Origin of the sequence: Klebsiella sp. MISC125, assembly GCF_051131775.1 — a bacterium.
Taxonomy (GTDB): Bacteria; Pseudomonadota; Gammaproteobacteria; order Enterobacterales; family Enterobacteriaceae; genus Klebsiella.
Window position 1 is genome coordinate 4,886,164 of record NZ_CP180448.1, and the last position, 19,956, is coordinate 4,906,119.

Genomic DNA, 19,956 nt, shown 5'->3' on the forward strand with positions numbered 1-19,956 from the left:
TCTCGCGAGAGCATGCGTAAATAAAATGACAGGAGAATGACCCGGGCAACGCACCCGGGTTATTCGTTACGCAGCGTTCAGTTTCGGTGCGCGAAACACCAGCATAATCCCGCCAAGTATCGCCACCATGCCAATCATCGCCGCCCAGGGCAGACGATTGCCCAGCAGCAGATAATCAAGCAGCGCGGTAATCACCGGCACCAGATAAAACAGGCTGGTGACGTTAACGATATTACCGGCGCTCAGTAGCCGATAAAGCAGCAGTTGAGCCACCACTGAAATCATCAACCCAAGGAACAGCACCGGGATAATAAAGCCCGCGCTGAAGTTGATATAAAACCCACTCACTGGCGTCATCAATAAGCAGAGCAGTAAGCTCACCGTATATTGTAACGGCAGAACGTCAACCGGCGCCTGGCGGCTACGTTTTTGCAAAATGGCGCCAAAGGTCATTAGCAGCAGTGCGGCGAGCGCAAATAAAATACCGCTTACCGCCATCTGCGAAGCCGATAAGCTGCGCCATACCAGCAAAACCAATCCGGCCAGCGCCATCAGCAAGCCCAACAGTCGGGTGCCCTGCAGGCGTCGTTCAACCACGCAAAGAGTAAGAATCGGCTGGATGCCCATAATGGTGGCGATAAGCCCCGGCGTCACGCCGTTGGCCATCGCTTCAAAGTAGCAGACGGAGTAACCGCCAATCAGCATCAGGCCAGTGGTCGCCACTTGTATACGCGTACCGCGCGCCGGCAGCCAGCGCTTGCGCATAATAGCCAGCGGTAGCAGCGCCACAAGAGCGAGCAGAAAACGAAAAACCAGCAGCGCCATCGGCGAAGCGTTGTCCAGCCCCCAGCGGGTAAAAATCGCGGCGCTGCCCCACAGCAGGACAAAGGTCGCCGTTGTCGCCTGAGAAGCGAGCAAAGAGTATCGAGAATGCATGAATATGCTCCAGATTCCTGAATCTGTTTTGATCGGCATTCGTTATCAAAAAATGCCCTAAAGTTCGGAGATCAGACTCCGGTTACAACAACTTCAGGAGGTGGAGGACAGGTGCAGGCAAACAGGCGACGACGTGAAGACGCAATTCGACCCGCCGGTAAACCAGCGCAGGAAACATGATGTCCTGAGATTGCCTTGTGCGTCACGGGAAGCCCCTGTTAATGAGAATGCATAAACATTAGCATGGTTAACGAAACGTTTACAAGGCAACGCGTTAACTCATTCCCTTCTCGCCTTCGTCGTTTATTTAACATAGATAGCGCTATAAACAATTAATAAACGATGATTTTTGGATTTTTACTATTTTTGGGATTGAAAATGATATGTATCTTTAGCAACATCGAGCCATTCCCGATCGGTTTGGGTGCTGCTTCGTTCTATTATACTTAACCATCCGCTACCACCATTCATCATTAACATTGATCCATTGACTGCGACAGGCACGGTTCCAACAGCGTCATATGAGACTCTAAAAAGAGGATAGCCTTTTGTATCGACACACCAATTATCTAACATTACATTTCCTTTAGAATCACAGAATCTTTCGACCATCAGATATAACGATGGTTTCATATTTATGTACATCACCCCACCGACCATAGGCATCCGGGAAGCTGTGTCATAATATTTTTCCATATACTCAATAACACCGCCCTTTAAAACCTTCGAGTCTCCAATTCGAATCGAGCAGGAGGTTTGTAACAATGCAAAAATGACCAGAAGTATTATTTTCATTATAAATCCCTTTTTCTGATTCCTTTAGAAATCACATTCAGCGCATCCATTTACAACCTTATACAAGATTCAATGATAATTATCCAGCTTTCAACGCCATATATTTAAATGATAAGAGCGCTGTATATACAAAGCAAAAAAACACCCTACAAAAACAAGACAGCAACCTTCAATAAAATATAATATCAGATGGCGACATAAAAAATAGAACACTATATTAAAGAAAAAGACTCAATCAGTACAATACCCTTCTTATGCCTGCTTTTCTGGTTACTCCAACATTCTACCAGAATATGTTTTATAAGTTGTACGGTGCTCTCTTATGACGACCCCAACGCCCAGTTCAATCAGCTCAACATATTCTCCACCTGGAATTGCGCAGGCGTACGCGTGGTTGGCTGCACCTGTTGTTACTAATGCAGGTCAGTTTCAGGATAGCGAGTATCAAGCTGAGCGCTTCGCTGGCTGAGTTTCTCATATCCCAGCACCTGCCAGAGTTTGCGTCAGTGCACACTGCACTCCACGCCAACAGATAACTGGATTGGTTGGTCGTTAGTTCTTCAATACATTCACAGCACTTAGAGTTTATCCCAGCAGGCGTTATTGTTGCAGCCAGTTTGGACACGGACAGCGCACTGAAACCGGAGCGTACATGGGATAGCTTCGGACCACGACACGCGGTATCGTTTTGATGGTCACCGGCGCAATGGTCGTTTTTACGGTTACCACCAGTTTGAGGCCGTTATCAATACCTAACAGCACCATATACCGGGGCACTGGTTCTTAAGATCATCTGCGACATATCAGTCTATTCTGCTGCTATAAAGCGTGACACACACCTCGCTGCCATTGCATTAGGCGAGAATCCGGATGCATAGACTCTCACTTTAAATTACACAAAAACACTGGGAGACAGCCTGGCTATACAAAGCCGGAAACGTGAGGATCTACCACCTTGCCCAGAACACCACATAAGCATGTCACAACGGTTAATTGTGAAATATTATTTCAAACTGAATTTATTTATTAATGAGTGATAACTCTTTTTTAACGCAAATAGCGCTCGTGAAATTTAAGTTCGTGATCCAGCCCATTCCATTTACGTAAGGTTTCGTAAATTTTGCGTTTAGTCATTTTGAGGCTGTAACGAATCGGCTATAAAAGACCACGGCCCGTTCCCCAGTAACGAAAATAATGACATGAAGCCTAAACTCTCCTACGCGCTATTATTAGTTCCCTTTTTGATTTTGGCAGGATGTTCATCCTCAACTAAACCCTCCAAAACCGTTCATCATAGCAATTCGACTATCGACGAAGGTTCTGATGACCTGATTCCAGTGATCGCCGCGCTGCACGATCAGATGCATACCTGGGAGGGAACCCCCTACGAGTGGGGCGGTACGGAGCAAAGCGGCGTCGACTGCTCCGGGTTCGTCTGGCGCACGCTAAAAGACCGCTTCAACCTGCCGATGGAGCGCATTACCACCCGCGAACTTCTGCATATGGGTGAGCGCGTGAGCCCGCGGCAGCTGCGTCCAGGGGATTTAGTGTTCTTCCGTATTAAAGGCGGAATGCACGTCGGCTTCTATGATACCGACCGTAATTTCCTTCATGCCTCTACCAGCCAGGGCGTCATGCGTTCTTCACTGGATAATCCATACTGGCAATCGGTATTCTACCAGGCGCGCCGCCTGCCGAAGGAATATAACGCCCAGATAACGATGAATAACGATAATTTGCATCTGGCCAAAAATCGTTAATCACCAATAATAAAGCCGCCCTGTCACCATGGCGGCTTTGTTATCTCTTACCAGTGAATTTATTAGAACTGGTAGGTCATACCGACAGCGACGATATCGTCATCATTGATGCCGAGTTTGTTATCGCTTTTCAGCTGGTTGATTTTGTAATCAACAAAGGCGTTCATGTTTTTGTTGAAGTAATAGGTCATGCCGACGTCAATATAGTTGACCAGGTCTTCGCTACCCACGCCTTCGATATCCTTACCTTTTGACAGCACGTAGCCCAGGGACGGACGCAGGCCGAAGTCGAACTGGTATTGCGCGACCACTTCAAAGTTCTGTGCTTTGGTCGCAAAACCACCGCTGATCGGGGTCATTTTGCGGGTTTCTGAATACATAGTCGCCAGGTAGATATTGTTGGCGTCATATTTCAGGCCGGCAGCCCAGGCTTCTGCTTTTTTACCGACGCCGCGAGCCAGCAGGTTCTGGTCATCAGTACGGTCGGAGCTGGTGTAAGCAGCGCTGGCGGCGAAATCACTGCCACCGAAGTCATAGCTTAACGCGGTACCGAAACCATCGCCATTCTGTTTTTTGGCATCGCGATCGCCTTCGTTTTTACCCTGATATTGCAGGGTCAGGTCCAGGCCATCCACCACGCCGAAGAAGTCAGTATTACGGTAGGTTGCCAGACCGCTGGAGCGCTTGGTCATAAAGTTATCGGTCTGCGCAGAAGAGTCGCCACCGAATTCCGGGAACATATCGGTCCAGGCTTCAACGTCGTACAGCGCGCCGAGGTTACGACCATAGTCGAATGAACCGTAAGTCTTTAATTTCACGCCAGCGAACGCCAGACGCGTTTTCTGCGAAGAGTCGCTTTCGGTTTTGTTGCCAGAGAATTCAGATTCCCAACGACCGTAGCCAGTCAGTTCGTCATTAATCTGCGTTTCGCCTTTGATACCGAAACGAACATAGGTCTGGTCGCCATCTTTGCTGTCATAGTCGCTCAGATAGTGCATCGCTTTGACTTTGCCGTAGACGTCCAGTTTATTACCGTTTTTATTATAAACTTCTGCTGCCTGCGTCGCCGAAGAAGCAATAAGACCCATCATCATTAATGCCAGTGAGCTCTTTTTCATTATTCAGTCCTGGTGATTTATTTATACGCGCTAATCAATTCCGGGCGGAAGCCCTGTCAAAAACTGCAGGTTTTTTAACGCTCTAATATTAAAAATTTATGACAATGTGGAACTTTTTATAAAAAAGGGTATTTAATTATTTCCGTCATGAATGTGTCACGTTTCCCCGCCAGAATGCCCGATCCGCGCAATGAAGTGGTTTGTCCATGACGCCAGGTGTTGGCAAGCGGGCTGACTCCTGTTACAACATCAATTCGATATCGAAACTCCTTTTTGAACGGCAGAGAATCATGAGTGATAGCCAGACGCTGGTGGTAAAACTGGGCACCAGTGTTTTAACGGGCGGATCCCGCCGCCTGAACCGCGCCCATATCGTTGAATTAGTGCGCCAGTGCGCACAGCTACACGCGATGGGCCATCGAATTGTGATAGTGACCTCCGGGGCAATCGCCGCTGGACGTGAGCACCTCGGCTACCCGGAACTGCCCGCGACCATCGCCTCCAAACAGCTGCTGGCGGCAGTCGGTCAAAGCCGTCTTATCCAACTATGGGAACAGCTGTTTTCTATTTACGGCATTCACATTGGTCAGATGCTGTTGACCCGCGCCGATATGGAAGACCGCGAGCGTTTCCTTAACGCCCGCGATACCCTGCGCGCGCTGCTGGATAACAACATCGTCCCGGTCATTAATGAAAATGACGCCGTGGCAACCGCTGAAATTAAAGTCGGCGATAACGATAATCTTTCGGCGCTGGCGGCTATTCTCGCGGGCGCTGACAAACTGCTGCTGCTGACCGATCAGCAGGGCCTGTTTACCGCCGACCCGCGTAACAACCCGCAGGCCGAGCTGATTAAAGACGTTTACGGTATTGATGACGCCCTGCGCGCCGTCGCGGGCGATAGCGTTTCTGGCTTAGGTACCGGCGGGATGGGCACCAAATTGCAGGCCGCCGACGTCGCTTGCCGCGCGGGTATCGACACCATTATTGCTGCCGGTAGTCGTCCGGGCGTCATTGCCGATGTGATGGAAGGCGTCTCTGTAGGAACCCGCTTCCACGCGCAGGAGTCGCCGCTGGAAAACCGCAAGCGCTGGATTTTCGGTGCGCCACCGGCGGGTGAAATTACCGTTGACGCCGGGGCGACCCAGGCAATTCTCGAACGCGGCAGTTCTCTGCTGCCGAAAGGGATTAAAACCATCACCGGCAACTTCTCGCGCGGCGAAGTTATCCGTATTCGCAACCTCGAAGGCCGCGATATCGCCCACGGCGTCAGCCGCTATAACAGCGATGCCCTGCGCCGTATCGCCGGGCACCACTCGCAGCAAATTGATGCCATTCTGGGCTATGAATATGGCCCGGTCGCCGTCCACCGTGACGACATGATTATCCGTTAAGGAGCTGAAAATGCTGGAACAAATGGGCATTGCTGCCAAAGCGGCCTCATACAAACTCGCGCAGCTTTCCAGCCGCGAAAAGAACCAGGTGCTGGAAAAGATTGCCGACTATCTTGAAGCGCAGACTGAAGAGATTCTGCGTGCTAACGCTGAGGATCTCGCGGAAGCACGCGCCAACGGTTTAAGCGAGGCGCTGCTTGATCGCCTGGCGCTTAACCCGGCGCGCCTGATCGGGATTGCCAACGACGTCCGCCAGGTTTGCAATCTGGCCGATCCGGTCGGCCAGGTGATCGATGGCGGCCTGCTCGACAGCGGCCTGCGCATTGAGCGCCGCCGCGTGCCGCTAGGCGTGGTCGGCGTGATTTACGAAGCGCGTCCAAACGTCACCGTCGATGTCGCCTCTTTATGCCTGAAAACCGGTAACGCGGCAATCCTGCGCGGCGGCAAAGAGACCTGGCGCACCAACGCCGCCACGGTGAAGGTAATTCAGCAGGCGCTGCAAGAGTGCGGCTTACCGGCAGCCACTGTCCAGGCGATTGAGAGCCCGGATCGCGCGCTGGTCGGCGAGATGCTGAAGATGGATAAGTATATCGATATGCTGATCCCTCGCGGCGGCGCAGGTCTGCATAAGCTGTGCCGCGAGCAGTCGACGATCCCGGTGATCACTGGCGGAATTGGCGTGTGCCATATCTATATCGACCACTCTGCCGACGTTGCCGAGGCGCTGAAAGTTATCGTCAACGCTAAGGTTCAGCGCCCGAGCGCCTGTAACTCCGTCGAAACGCTGCTGGTTCATCAGGATATCGCCGAGCGCTTCCTGCCCGCGCTGAGCAAGCAAATGGCGGAAAGCGGCGTCAGCCTGCACGCCGATGCGACCTCCCTGCCCGCGCTGCAAAACGGTCCGGCAAGCGTAGTTCCGGTGAAAGCAGAGCAGTATGACAACGAATACCTGTCGCTGGATCTGAACGTGAAGGTGGTTGTCGGCCAGGACGAGGCCGTGGCCCATATTCGCGAGCACGGCACCCAGCATTCGGACGCCATCCTGACGCGCACGCTGGGCAATGCGAACCGTTTTATCAACGAAGTGGACTCCTCTGCGGTGTACGTCAACGCCTCTACCCGCTTTACCGATGGCGGCCAGTTTGGCCTCGGTGCGGAAGTGGCGGTCAGCACGCAGAAGCTGCACGCACGCGGTCCGATGGGCCTGGAAGCGCTGACGACCTATAAGTGGATTGGTTTCGGCGACGATACCATTCGTGCTTAAAGCTGAAAGGGTGATGCAAAAGTAGCCGTTTGATTCGCAAGGGCATTGACGCATCACCCACTTAGTTTTAACCTTCTAACCCGTGTTTACGCTCGTAAGCACCTCTTGCAGGGCCGATATAGCTCAGTTGGTAGAGCAGCGCATTCGTAATGCGAAGGTCGTAGGTTCGACTCCTATTATCGGCACCACACATTTAAAATAATTAAAAATCAATAAGTTAGGCTAAAACTCTGCTTTCCGCTTATCTATAAGAATTGGTTAAATCATTTCTCATTAGTACATTTTTTTATAAAATCTCCGTTAGTTACTTCTGATATTTATTCATCATGGTATGTCGCAGAACTTGCTCTTAACCACACAGATTCGGTTACCCGTACATATAGCAAACGGGCTTGAGAAAACTTAATACTAATAGCATCGATATTGTCGCTAAAACAACTTGCATGCGGGCGACATAATTCAGAAGACAAAGGATCCTTGCAGTTGCATGGACCCTTTGTGCGGTAATAAAAAACATGATGTTTATATATTAAATTTGCTAATGAATTCCGATAAGTAGTTTTCAGTAATAGGTTCAGATATCAGATTACCCTGATAGTAGGATATACCGGCATCACTCAGAATTGTAATCTTCTCCGTCTCGTCAACTCCTTCTGCAACACAATACCGGTTAGTCAATTTGCAGTAGTATGAAAGACTTTTCACTAAGGCAAGAGCTTCCACATCCTGATTCAAAGCATCAACAACACTCATATCCAGTTTGTAGCCATTAAATTGAAATTTCCGTATCGGAAAAATAACGCTATTACTTGAAAAACAATCATCAAGGACAATGCAAAATCCTAGTTGTTGTAAATAAGACAGGTTTTTAATAGCTTGTTCATTTTGGTATAAATCGTTCTTCTCGTTAATTTCCAATACGAACTTTGCTGCCCAGTCCGGAGAGAGCAACTTCTTTTTTGCCTTTTCCAGCATGCGCACGAGCCCCTCATTATCAATGGTACTGGATGCAACATTAATGGAGAAAAAATATTTTCCTTCATAAAAGTTAATGTAGCTCACCGTTTTTTGTATTAAAAAAGCTGTAAGTATTATCCAGACATAAGTAGAGTGCAATTTGGGGAGAAAATTGGCTGGCATCAGAACCTGACCGTTACTATACCATCTTATCAGGAGCTCAAACCCCTCTAATTCATCAGTCCCCTTAGTTACAGGCTGTAAAACAACAAATAACTCATTACAATATAATGCATGCGCAAACTCTCGCTCAAATGGCGTCAGTGCGTTCAACATATTTATCCTCTCAATCTGCATCTCAGCTTTTTCACGAAAACTCCAAAACAGAAAGGGGACTATCCCCACCATTTTCTTTATCCCAGATAATCTCTGGTTATAGACTGTTTTTTTACTTACTCCAAGCAGATCAGCCTGTGAGGTAATGCTATCACCATTAAAAGCACTAGACATAACTTGTAACTCTTTTTTAGATAATCCATCTTTCTTACTTTGATTTAATATCCCCTCATCTTTTCCAAGAAAAATGTCTTCGAAAACGGCCACATCTTGTATGAGTGGACACAGAGTCCTTTCTGGCAGTAAAAGCTCAGAGAGCTTTTCACATGAGAGATCCGATGGTGCAATATGGATAGAAGAATGTGATATTTTACTTTTCACCACTTGCGATTTGATCACATTCCAAATCCAGAATGATGGAATCCGGCTAAGAATCAGAACCCAAAACATATACCTGGAGTTATTCATTAGAGACACTAAATACTTTAAAGTTGATAGCATCAAATAGGGTTCATCAGGAATAAATACGACTATGCGCTCATGCTTTTCAATTTCTAATAATTGTGTATCATTCTGGTTTTCTACATCTAATATAGTAACATCCCTCGGATTATCAAGCATACCAAGCAACCCGCAGGTAGTCATTACACAAGGGGATAAAATATAATCAAAATGTCTATTCCGGACATATTTTATATCTTTAGCACACATCCTTGCCTCATAATTTGCTTTATAAAAAACATTCCTATAAAAATTAGTCATATCAAAATAAATATTTTGTAACTGAATCGGTACATTTAAATGAAAATATCATGACAAAAATAAAAACATAATATTCCATTGACTTCCCCCAAGGAAAATACAAGTGAGACATTACGAAAAATTAATTTACAGATAATATTCCCATCGGGATTAGATTCATCAAAAATTCTAAATTAATGATGATTTCGATGTCACTAAAAATAAAAAAAATTAACATTTTATTTCATTTTATTTACTTACAAAAAAGATAATAAACCCTCCTTTACATTAATTATAGAAATCCATGCCAGCCATCAAAATGCAAAAAAAGATCCATCCCTGCCTAGGTGGGGATTACCTCTCTGGAATACAAGGATATTCATCGCGTCACGAATGAGTGTAATTTTCATTACATTCCTGACCGACAAAAACAAGAGGAAAACAAGGAGAATACAAGAATCACAACATTGTTAGTTATTTGCACTCAATCGCACAACCTCTGACCATTATGTGCAACAAAATAAAAATAACAAACTTTATAGTGACATTCACGTTTTTTAGGATTCTTCCCAAAGAAGAGTGTTTTGTTGATTCTTTTGGGAAGAATCTGATTTTATAAAAAAAACATCAAAAAAATTAAAGTAACCAATTTTGCAACATATAATGGACCGCATTATTTATAGAGCTTAATTTTTAGCCTTTCAATTCATAAGGAAAAAGCCAATTTTTCATGTAGATTCATCGTCATAAATATCATTGTAAGCAATTGATTTAAAAGGCTTTAATCACCATGATGATTTTAATAATTTAAATATCAGTACCGCAGGCTATAGAAGGACCAAATATCATATGTTATTCAGGTTTTCCATAGACTAACCGCACTCACTCAATATTATTTCACTCACTTTTTAATAATGCTCGCACTGTAAATAACTGCGAAGTACACCTGTCAGGAAAACAAAAGGAAATTCTATGAAAGTCAAACTGTTAGCTATCCCACTAGCGATATTAACCACATCAGCTTTAGCTGCATCCAATAACACCGTTCAGTTTCAGGGCGAAGTTAATGCGCAGACCTGTACGGTTAATATAAATGGCAACTCAACGGCACCTATCGTGTTGTTACCAACGGTATCAACCGCAGATCTTGACACTGCGGCAAAAACAGCTGGTGATACAAAATTTACGGTGAACGTGACGGGTTGTGCCTCAAGTGCGGCCACCATCAAAACCGTCTTTGCTGGCAATAACGTGACAGCAGCTGGAAATTTAGGTAACACAGCAACTTCACCTGCCGCAAACAATGTATCCATCCAAATTGTCGATAGTGATGGTTCCACCCCGCTTTCATTTGTCAACGGTTCTACGGTAACGACAACTGAGTTTACCAAAGCGGAAAGTAGTACGACGGGTTCTCAGGAACTGACGGCCAGATACTACGCCGAATCAACGGGTGTTACTGCTGGTAAAGTTGTTGCATCTGCGCAGTACTCCATTTCATACCAATAATAAATAAAAAAGGCACACATAACGTGTGCCTTTAAAGAAGACTATGATGATAAAATACCTGCTTCCATTCATATGTACCTTTTGCTTCTCAGTTGAAGCAAGTGTTGTCATGCAAGGAAACCGTGTCATCTATGATGCATCAAAATCTCAAAAACCGGTAACCTTTACCAACAACGATAGCTTTCCATATATTGTTCAGACGTGGGTATCCGCGGCCGAAAATACTACGGCATCAGAAGCTGGAGAGAGTCCTTTTGCTATTTCTCCGGCAGTATTCAAAATAAACTCTCATCAAGATCAAATTATTAGTCTTATCTACACAAACGCACAGAAGAAACTGTCGAAAGAACAAATTTTCTACCTGCATTTTACCCAAGTGCCTTCTATACTTGAAGATGAACGTAACAAGAATAAACTGGTACTTATTGTTAACAGTGTTGTCAAGATTTTCTTGCGTCCCGACAACTTGCCAATCTCCTATGAGCAGATGTTCGATTTTATTAATTATAAAATCACGAACGACTCTCGCGGATGTAGTCTGATTATTAGCAACCAGTCTCCATATTATTTAAATAGTATCTCGCTAACTACAACCTTTGGCTCGGCAAATAAAGAGATACCGATGCAAATGATTGCACCAAACTCAACATTTTCGTTGCCGACTAACTGTAATAACACCCAGGTACAGAAAAGCATCAGCGTTAGTTATATCAATGACTACGGCGTTGTTCAAAAACATAAACTTAAAGAATAATAATTTATTTATGAAATACATGCCGGGTAAAAAAGCATCAATATTGGTATTTTTAACATTGCCAATCTTTGCCTATGCTGATTCAAGTATGGCAAATTCTAATGATAATAGCAGTGGCTATGTATTCGATACGACCCTTCTGAAAGGAAGTGGCCTGCCTGTTGATGACGTTATCAACTACGTATCTACTGATAAAATCAAACCCGGTAATTATTCGGTAGATGTGCAGCTAAATGGTCTTTTTTTATTTCATGATAATATTGTTTTTAAGATACACAATGGTTCAACGCAACCCTGTTTTTCAAGAAAACAGATACAGCTCATTCCATTGAAAAACAAGATAAAACAAGAACTCGGTGAATGTAGCTTTTTACCTGACATTGTTCCCAACGTATCTATCAACACTGATATGCGAAAAATGTTGGTCGAGATCGGTCTGCCAGAAATTGATCTGGCAAAAGAGCCCAAGGGCTACGTTTCACCTGGTGATTTAGATGACGGTGAAACTATGCTGCTATCTAACTACAGCATCAATCAATATTATTCTCGTTTCACTGGAGCGGGTTCTGGTAGTTACAAATCTACTTGGGTAGGCTTAAATAACGCTATAAACTTTGGTAGATGGCAGCTACATCAACAAGGAACATGGTCACACAGCGATCCTGGTACAACGCAGTGGTCAACAAACCGCGCATATCTGCAGCGGGCAATTTTACCAATAAAAAGTAATTTGATTGTCGGTGATAACTACACCAGCGGTAGTTTTTTCTCAGGCTTTGCCTTTAGGGGAATATCTCTATCCTCCGATGACCGCATGCTGCCACAGTCACAACAAGGCTATGCACCGATTATCAGGGGAGTTGCCAAAAGTAATGCCAAAGTCACTATTAGTCAGGGGAAGGCTATAATCTATGAAAGCACCGTACCACCTGGTAACTTCGAGATTAACGATCTTTATCCCTTGTCATACTCAGGCGATCTATCCGTCACGATAAAAGAAGCTGATGGTTCAGTGAATGTATTTACGGTCCCCTATGCAGCAGGACCAGAATCTGTGCGAGAAGGAATGTATAAATATTCCGCCATCGCCGGTCATTCTCGCTACGTTGGCGATAGTGATCCATTTGCTGAATTAACCGTACAGTACGGTCTTAGCAACAATATTACGACGAATTTTGGTAGTCGTATCGCTGAAGGTTATCTCTCCGGGGTGATGGGAGGCGTGTACTCCTCTGAATTAGGTGCATTCGGGCTTGATACCACCTTTTCGCAAGCAAACTTGCCAGATGGCGATCAAACAGGCTGGATGTTCCATGCAAGTTACAGCAAACGGATTGTGCCAACCAATACAACAATTGCTATTGCCGGTTACCGCTACTCAACAGCAGGCTATCGAGATCTGTCCGATGTTTTAGGCCTGCGTAAAGCCTGGACCGAGAATAATCTCAACTGGACATCAACAACTTTAAACCAATCTTCCCGATTTGAAATCTCCGTAACTCAGGATATGGATATATTGGGAAGTCTATGGGTATCAGGATCGACACAAGCGTATCGGGATGGCCGAAGCAATGACAGACAATACCAGTTTGGATACAACAAACAATTCGCCAATGGTATTTCTTTCAATGCTTCTATTGCACGAACCCGCTACAGCGAAGCTCGAAATAATTACATTGATGGTGGCATTGGCTACGATAACTATATCAATAACTATTATTCATCCACTCAGCAAACGTTGAGTTCAGTTTCTGTTTCTATCCCTCTTGGACGTAATCAACAAAATACTCTTAGTAGCACTTACACCCAACAAAACGGAGTAGGATCCACATTACAATCCACATTGTCAGGTTTAATGGACACTAGCCAACCGATTAATTATGGTCTGACCTACGCGCATGATTATGCTAATAATCAATCCTTGGGAGGAACATTGCAAACCTCAACCTCCTTCGGTTCGGTTCAGGGAACGCTTTCTCACGCGAAAAGTTATTCTCAAGGCTCAGCAGGACTGCAAGGTGCAATCGTTCTTCACAAAGATGGAGCAACTCTTGGCCCCTACCTGGGAGAGACATTTGCTTTAATTGAAGCAAAAGGTGCTCAGGGTGCGAAGGTTGTTGGTAGCCAGAATACGACCGTCGACAGATTTGGCTTTGCACTGAGTCCCTCTGTTGCCCCTTATCAGTATAATAACGTTGCTCTTGATTCATCTGAAATCAATAAAAATGCAGAGATCGTTTCAGGAAGCCAACGTATCGCACCAATGGTCGGTGCCATGGTTAGAGTCAAGTTCAGTGTCTTGCATGGTTATCCGATGTTAATAAATATCAACTACAATAAACCACTGCCGTTAGGCGCCACTGTTTATAATAACAAAGACAATCCTGTCGGGACAGTCGGACAAAATAATCAAGCATGGGTACGTAATGATAAACTTGAAGATAATTTAAGCGTGAAATGGGGAAATAACTCATCCTGCAATTTACATTACCGTATTTCAGATACACAAAAAGATGATCCAATAATAAAAACACAGGGAGAATGTAAATAATGATTAGTTCAAAATCATTTATATTGACCTTATTGGTGCTGCTCGGGTTAGTTTCATTCAATCAGGCTCATGCAACCTGCACGCGAAAGTCGTCTATTGATGCTGGTTGCGATAGTTGTGGTGTAGGGATTGGGCTGGGCAATGTCAACATTACCAGCAGTTACCTTCAACCGGTTGGCACACCATTAGCAAGTACAGTATTCAGTATTAATACGGCTGTCAGGTATAGCAGCAGTGGAGCCGGAGATCTTGTTTTATATGAATGCGACGCAACTGACGTGGGAAATATCTATGAAGTTTTTGCAACAAACGGTGACGATCGTGTCGGAGGATACTTCGACCTGGGTAAAGATGATTCCCATCAGAACTATTTTGCCACCTATTTCCCCTACGTAGGTATAAAGTTAACACATATTAATTCCGGGCTTCCATTTACTCGCTACTGGCAACAATATCCTATTACCAGCTACGCTACAGTGGGTAACAAAATACAAATTCGTGTTAAAGATTTTAGCGCTATTCGAGCAGACCTTATCAGAATAAGCACACTGCCAGGACAAGGAAAAAGCAACTACTGCGGTGGTTATGTTGCCAGCTCCCCTTATTCAGGAATGGCGTCGCCAACGGGCACCTCCAGCTACACCTGCATACAACCAAATGGCTATGTCACTTTCAAAGGCCCGGGTATTACTACCGATCCTATCGGTTCCGATTCTGCAGATAACTACGCCACATGGGGGACAGGACGTTGGATCGCAATGGGAATGGGAACGTCACCTATATCAACGCTGACCCATACATCTACCTGTGTGGCCCGCAACGTAACTCCTTTAGTACTGCTGCCTACAATTAGCATCCAATCACTTAATAACGGCGGAACATCACAGTCAAATTTCACTGTGTCTATTGAGTGTGATAATGCCGCGGTCTCCGGAATTTCCTCCGGTAGCACTGCATTAGGATTGCAAGTGCCCTATGAAAGTTATTTAACGGCAAAGGAACTTGGACTGGTAAATGCATCAGGCGGTGTCAGTTATCTGCTTTCAGACGGCTATGGTACCAACTCCACAATTGCAACCGGCGTGGGTATTGCTTTAAGCAATACTTCAACCGGCACAGCGATGAATTTCTTAGGATGGGGAGTGTGTACTTCACTCGGTTGTCCAAGCGGTAATGATGTGGGTTGGTATTCTGTTTTAAACGGTGCATCATCTATTGGTAGTGCGGCGTCAGGGTACACCAGTTATAATTCTGTATTCACTGCTACATTAAAGAAAATACCCGGCCAAACGGTAACAGCGGGAAAAGTAAGCGCTAAAGCTTACGTATGGGTGAGGGTTCAGTGATGGGTAAAACAATATTAATAATACTTATGCTGCTTACGCCAATTAGCTATGCTGGAATGCTGATTGAAAAAACCAGAGTGATTTATCATGAAGGTGAAGTCACACAAAGCGTTAATATCATGAATGTTAATCCGTATCCCACATTTGTCCAGACGTGGGTGGATTTAGGCGAGGTTAACAATTTCAAGCAGAGCACTTCATCACCATTTGTTCTGATCCCTCCAATATTTAATTTACGCCCTAATGAAATAAAATCAGTTAGAGTTATTTTTAATGGCCAAAAATTACCAACAGATAGAGAAAGCCTCTATTGGATAAATATTTATGAAGTTCCAGCCATCAAAGAGGCACCTGGGATAGATAAATACTTACTAATGTCAATGAAAACTCAACTAAAGCTTATTTATCGCCCCAAAAATCTTACTGGTAACGTTAATGATGCAGGAAATTCAGTATCATGCTCACTTAAGCAGGATAATCATTCATCCCTGACTTGCCGTAATAACAGCGGTTACGTCTTATCCTATAATGATATTATAGTCAACATCCAAGGAAAATATTATAAAGCATCGGCCGATCTGGACCTGATGATAAAACCGTTTTCAGAGAGTTTCTTTTCACTTATACCTATTTCAGTTGAGCCGATCAAAACCTCTGGTTCTATAATATTTAAACTTATTAATGATAAGGGCGAAATTGAAGAAATAAAAAAAACACTACCAACTACATAATGAGCCCATTTACATCTATTTAGCGTTGCTGATAATTCTTAATGACTCCCCTATAGCTTCAACATAAATCGCATTGTAATTAAAGTTCTTGTTTATGAGTGTTTATTCAAGGTTGTATTACAATGTGATTAATATTTTTACATTGAGTAATTACGAACTAAGAAGAATTCTAAAAAATCGAAAAATCAATACCATCACTTTTAAGTGTGATAAGCGTATACCAGACAAGACAATAAAAAGCGATAATGATTAGGGCGAGAGCAACGAGGATATTTACAAAAGGAACATCCTCTTCTGTAAGAAAAATCCAGAATGCATAAAAAAACAGAAGCACCGAAAAAGATATCGCGACTAGTGCACATGATGAAAGCAAAGCTTGCATATTGTAATCCTTTACGAAGAGTCACAATTATAACATGATGGTCGTTGAGTGTCTGTACATATAAAACCCTCCATGCACTACTTAAGTGGTATTGATTATCAGCAGCATTCAATTTTTAAAAGTCATAAAACAGCCCCATCAGATTCATCCTATTTTAACAAAACGACTAATCAACGCATTGAAATAGGTGGGGATTTATATTTAAATATAATCTCTGAAAAAGACTTCAGTGTTCATCAATTAAATTAAGGACATATCATGAAAAAGATAAAAACAGTACTTACCTACTTAACAATCATCAGCGCTTTTTCATCTTTCGGCGCATACGCGGCCAATGAGTTAAAAGGTTGTGCAGCTAAAGAACAACAAATTCAGCAGCAAATTGACTATGCAACTAAACATGGCAATAATCACCGGATATCAGGTCTGGAAAAAGCATTGAGCGAATTACGTCAAAACTGCACTGATGAAAAACTAACCCAAGAAAGAAAAAACAAAATTTCTGAAAAAGAACAAAAAGTTACCGAAAGAATGACTGAACTTAATCAAGCTAAAGAAACTGGTAACGCTGATAGGATAAATAAAAAAGAGAAAAAACTTCAAGAGGCTAAAAGTGAGCTTCTTGAAGCACAAAGCGAACTGAATAAATAAGTATAGATTCTAGAAATAACGCCTCCATTCGCTATACAAAAAATTAGTGCCAGTTATCTGGCACTAATTTTCAGAATTTATCATCCAGATTCATTATTGCATTCTGCGTCTGAATCAATCCTTCAATCTCTTCAAGTCTATGATTAACTTTTATAGGTTCATGAATATCTTTTATAAAAACAAGTGATTTGTCGCCATGGCTGTGAACCATTCTTATTTCAGTTATTCTGACTATCACAACTTTACCTGAGTAGTCCGTTAATTTTATCATTTTAAATTATGTCAACATTTATTATAAATGAATTCTGTCCATTATAATATTATTTAAACTGGTTAGATTTCAATACAAGAGCAGCCAATTCCTCTTCGCTCGCTGGCTGATGAAAGAAATACCCCTGAAAAAGTTCGACACCAAGCCGCTTCAACTTTTCGAAAGTAAAAACATCTTCCACACCTTCAGCAATGCATTGCCTTCCTGTCATCGAGCAATATCCTGATAGAGATGTAATTAATGCTATATCATCTTTACTCGTTAAAACATCATCAATGATACTTTTATCCAGTTTATACCCTTTAAAAGAGAATTTTCTGACAGGAAAAAAAACACTCCCTTCGGAAAAACAGTCATCTAAAAAAAGAATCATGCCCATTCCACTTAGTATATTAAGATTATTCACTACATCACGTGATATATAAAAATCTGATTTTTCAGAAAACTCAAGTACAAGCTGACTTTTCCATCGAGTATCTTTTAGCTGACGACAAGCTTCTATACACATTTTAACCAGACCTGGGCAATCAATTAAATCTGGATGTATATTAATAGAGAAAAAATACTTTCCCTCATACCTGTTTATTCCATCGATGGCATTTTTGAGGCTCATAGCAGTAAGTAGCAACAGGACGCTTTCAGACTTAAGATCTGGAATAAATTCATTCGGGGGGATTACATATCCTTTTTGACGCCAGCGAGTGAGTATTTCGAAGCCACAAATTTCCCGTAAGGTATTTATAATTGGTTGATAAACCTGATAAACCTCCTGCATCTCAATACCGGTTACGAAGTCTTTTTCATAAGAAGACATTTCCGTTTGAGCCAATCTTGCCTTCCATCTTTTTGATGCCCCCGGAAGTTTCCCGGCAAGTTCAGCAGAATTCTCGACCATTTTCCTAAGCCCTGATTTTCTCTGATTGTATAAAGTTTTAGATGCTACATTTCTGTTTCTTTCAACAAGCGCGGTATCAGTACCGCTGAACAGGTCAAGAAGGACTTCAGTTTCGCGTGGGGTTAGTCCTTCATTACTCATTCCTCTTTTGTTAACAGTGAAACGTTCTCTTGAGGTGAAAGGTAGGTTCTCTCTCACTCGAGTAAAATATTGTTCCAGACGTTTTACACTCAATTTTGAGGAGATAATCTTCGCACTAAAAACAAATTTTTCCCCACCAGCCATTTGCAGTATATTTTGATGAAGCCAGGAACACGACACACCACTAATGAAAACGAAATCAGTATCTGGATGAACTTTTTTTATTCTCTCAGCTATGTAGATCAACATCAAAAGGAAATAAAAAGATTCCTTAGGTATATAAAATACATACAAACCAGAAGTATCAATTACATCATCATCCTCAGAATGGGTAGTATCAATACTCGCATCGTTAAGTAATATAATTTTAGTCGCAACCCCTTGATTATTTATCAATTCCTTCAGGCCAGCCGCCGCCATAGCGCAAGGGGAAACAATATAAGCAACCGAATATTCTACTTTTGTTTGCTTAATCATAAACAAAATTTACGCCAATAATTGACTGAACACCACCGGCTGTAACCTGACCAGATGTACGAGCATAATTTGCCGTCAGTCCCAAACTTACCGATGAGGTGCCAACAGTCCCCAAAGAGATGTTTTGGTTTGCTGGTATGGCGCTTCCATTGCGTAGCAATTGTATACCAACCCCAGAAGCAGTACTGGTTCCAGAATAGGTATTGAGAAATATATCGTTGCTGGTTGCGGTATTGCCAGATAGATAAAAAGAAAGACTCTGGTTAGAACCACAGTGAACTGTCAGAGGTACAGCAACCGCACTTCCAGGATACTCAGGGAGAGTCACTGCAACGTTGCGTGCTGATACATCGCAGCCGCCCGTTGGAACTACAACGCTGTTATTGGCGTACAGATTCCAGGTAAAAGTTGCTGTTCTGACATTGCCACCATTGGTTTTATCAGAGCCTACTTGATACATGACAAGAGAGGCAAACATCGTCCCGCTTTCGATCGCTATCCCTCCAGCAGCCGAGGCGGCTGAGGTCAGAGGTGTCAAGTAAAGCTGAGTGTTCCACGGAGTATAACTTCCCGATGTAAAATTATGTGTACCGGTAGCTGAATTTAGAGGAAAAGGATAGCTCGAACCATAATATCTCATGGTACCGGTAAAGTTTGTTAATACTCCACCATATGCCGATCCCTTCAGCATGCTGACATTATCATTTCGTGTATTCGGATTATCATTACGACAAAAAATAGAAGACGAAAGGTCGACAACCAAGTTTTGCCCTACCGCTACACTCGGCTGAAGGTTTACATACACATTCGCTGTAGCCGTCACTGCACCACTGTTAAGTGTATTTCCTGTAGCATCATAACAGGTAAATGCGCTGGCATAATTAATCCATGTCAGCTGGGCTACTGATGCAATAATAAAGACTCTCATGAAATATATTAAATGCATT

15 protein-coding genes and 1 tRNA gene are annotated in these 19,956 nt (G+C 43.5%); 10 read left to right on the forward strand and 6 right to left on the reverse strand.

The window, feature by feature from the left end; all coding sequences use genetic code 11:
• Positions 1–66: 66 nt before the first annotated feature.
• Together ACMYSL_RS22960 and ACMYSL_RS22965 are read right to left on the reverse strand one after the other, a co-directional pair.
• Entirely contained in the window at positions 67–936 is an 870-nt protein-coding gene (locus ACMYSL_RS22960) for a DMT family transporter (RefSeq protein WP_182236581.1), read from the reverse strand.
• Between the two features lie 360 nt (positions 937–1,296).
• On the reverse strand, positions 1,297–1,731 hold the full coding sequence (locus ACMYSL_RS22965) for a hypothetical protein (protein ID WP_434660034.1): 435 nt from the start codon (positions 1,729–1,731) through the stop codon (positions 1,297–1,299).
• A 1,199-nt stretch (positions 1,732–2,930) separates the two neighbouring features.
• Here ACMYSL_RS22965 and ACMYSL_RS22970 point away from each other — a divergent pair.
• A complete protein-coding gene (locus ACMYSL_RS22970) occupies positions 2,931–3,491 on the forward strand; it encodes a C40 family peptidase (protein ID WP_182236579.1) in 561 nt (186 codons plus the stop codon).
• Between the two features lie 62 nt (positions 3,492–3,553).
• Here ACMYSL_RS22970 and phoE read toward each other — a convergent pair whose 3' ends face one another.
• On the reverse strand, positions 3,554–4,609 hold the full coding sequence (gene phoE / locus ACMYSL_RS22975; RefSeq protein WP_434660035.1) for a phosphoporin PhoE: 1,056 nt from the start codon (positions 4,607–4,609) through the stop codon (positions 3,554–3,556).
• Between the two features lie 290 nt (positions 4,610–4,899).
• On the opposite strand from phoE, the gene proB reads away from it, so the two are divergent.
• The 3 genes from proB (at position 4,900) to ACMYSL_RS22990 (ending at position 7,455) form a co-directional block, all read left to right on the forward strand.
• A complete protein-coding gene (proB, locus tag ACMYSL_RS22980; RefSeq protein ID WP_304256423.1) occupies positions 4,900–6,003 on the forward strand; it encodes a glutamate 5-kinase in 1,104 nt (367 codons plus the stop codon).
• Positions 6,004–6,013: 10 nt separating this feature from the next.
• Positions 6,014–7,267: a glutamate-5-semialdehyde dehydrogenase gene (gene proA / locus ACMYSL_RS22985; RefSeq protein ID WP_434660036.1), complete on the forward strand. Its 1,254-nt coding sequence runs from the start codon at positions 6,014–6,016 to the stop codon at positions 7,265–7,267.
• A 112-nt stretch (positions 7,268–7,379) separates the two neighbouring features.
• Positions 7,380–7,455, forward strand: a tRNA-Thr gene (locus ACMYSL_RS22990).
• A gap of 334 nt (positions 7,456–7,789) precedes the next feature.
• Here ACMYSL_RS22990 and ACMYSL_RS22995 read toward each other — a convergent pair.
• Positions 7,790–9,181, reverse strand: a complete 1,392-nt coding sequence (locus ACMYSL_RS22995; protein ID WP_434660037.1) for an EAL domain-containing protein — start codon at positions 9,179–9,181, stop codon at positions 7,790–7,792.
• A gap of 1,092 nt (positions 9,182–10,273) precedes the next feature.
• Here ACMYSL_RS22995 and ACMYSL_RS23000 point away from each other — a divergent pair.
• From ACMYSL_RS23000 to ACMYSL_RS23025, 6 genes are all read left to right on the forward strand, one after another.
• Positions 10,274–10,810 carry a fimbrial protein gene (locus ACMYSL_RS23000; RefSeq protein WP_182236565.1) on the forward strand — a complete coding sequence of 179 codons (537 nt, stop codon included), beginning with the start codon at positions 10,274–10,276 and terminating at the stop codon, positions 10,808–10,810.
• A gap of 109 nt (positions 10,811–10,919) precedes the next feature.
• Positions 10,920–11,564: a fimbrial biogenesis chaperone gene (locus ACMYSL_RS23005; protein WP_180349661.1), complete on the forward strand. Its 645-nt coding sequence runs from the start codon at positions 10,920–10,922 to the stop codon at positions 11,562–11,564.
• A gap of 10 nt (positions 11,565–11,574) precedes the next feature.
• Entirely contained in the window at positions 11,575–14,115 is a 2,541-nt protein-coding gene (locus ACMYSL_RS23010) for a fimbria/pilus outer membrane usher protein (protein WP_434660038.1), read from the forward strand.
• The gene (locus ACMYSL_RS23015) at positions 14,115–15,461 is read left to right on the forward strand and encodes a fimbrial protein (RefSeq protein WP_139541208.1); all 1,347 of its coding nucleotides are present in this window, start codon (positions 14,115–14,117) and stop codon (positions 15,459–15,461) included. The genes ACMYSL_RS23010 and ACMYSL_RS23015 overlap by 1 nt, the downstream gene beginning before the upstream one ends.
• Complete coding sequence (locus ACMYSL_RS23020; RefSeq protein WP_434660039.1) at positions 15,461–16,192, forward strand: fimbrial biogenesis chaperone; 732 nt, start codon at positions 15,461–15,463, stop codon at positions 16,190–16,192. The genes ACMYSL_RS23015 and ACMYSL_RS23020 overlap by 1 nt, the downstream gene beginning before the upstream one ends.
• A 640-nt stretch (positions 16,193–16,832) precedes the next feature.
• Positions 16,833–17,225 carry a DUF1090 domain-containing protein gene (locus ACMYSL_RS23025; RefSeq protein WP_434660040.1) on the forward strand — a complete coding sequence of 131 codons (393 nt, stop codon included), beginning with the start codon at positions 16,833–16,835 and terminating at the stop codon, positions 17,223–17,225.
• Positions 17,226–17,545: 320 nt separating this feature from the next.
• On the opposite strand, the gene ACMYSL_RS23030 is transcribed toward ACMYSL_RS23025, so the two are convergent.
• Both ACMYSL_RS23030 and ACMYSL_RS23035 read right to left on the reverse strand, forming a co-directional pair.
• The gene (locus ACMYSL_RS23030; protein WP_434660041.1) at positions 17,546–19,009 is read right to left on the reverse strand and encodes an EAL domain-containing protein; all 1,464 of its coding nucleotides are present in this window, start codon (positions 19,007–19,009) and stop codon (positions 17,546–17,548) included.
• The gene (locus ACMYSL_RS23035) at positions 19,002–19,937 is read right to left on the reverse strand and encodes a fimbrial protein (protein ID WP_434664217.1); all 936 of its coding nucleotides are present in this window, start codon (positions 19,935–19,937) and stop codon (positions 19,002–19,004) included. Before ACMYSL_RS23035 ends, ACMYSL_RS23030 begins: the two co-directional genes overlap by 8 nt.
• Positions 19,938–19,956: the final 19 nt, after the last annotated feature.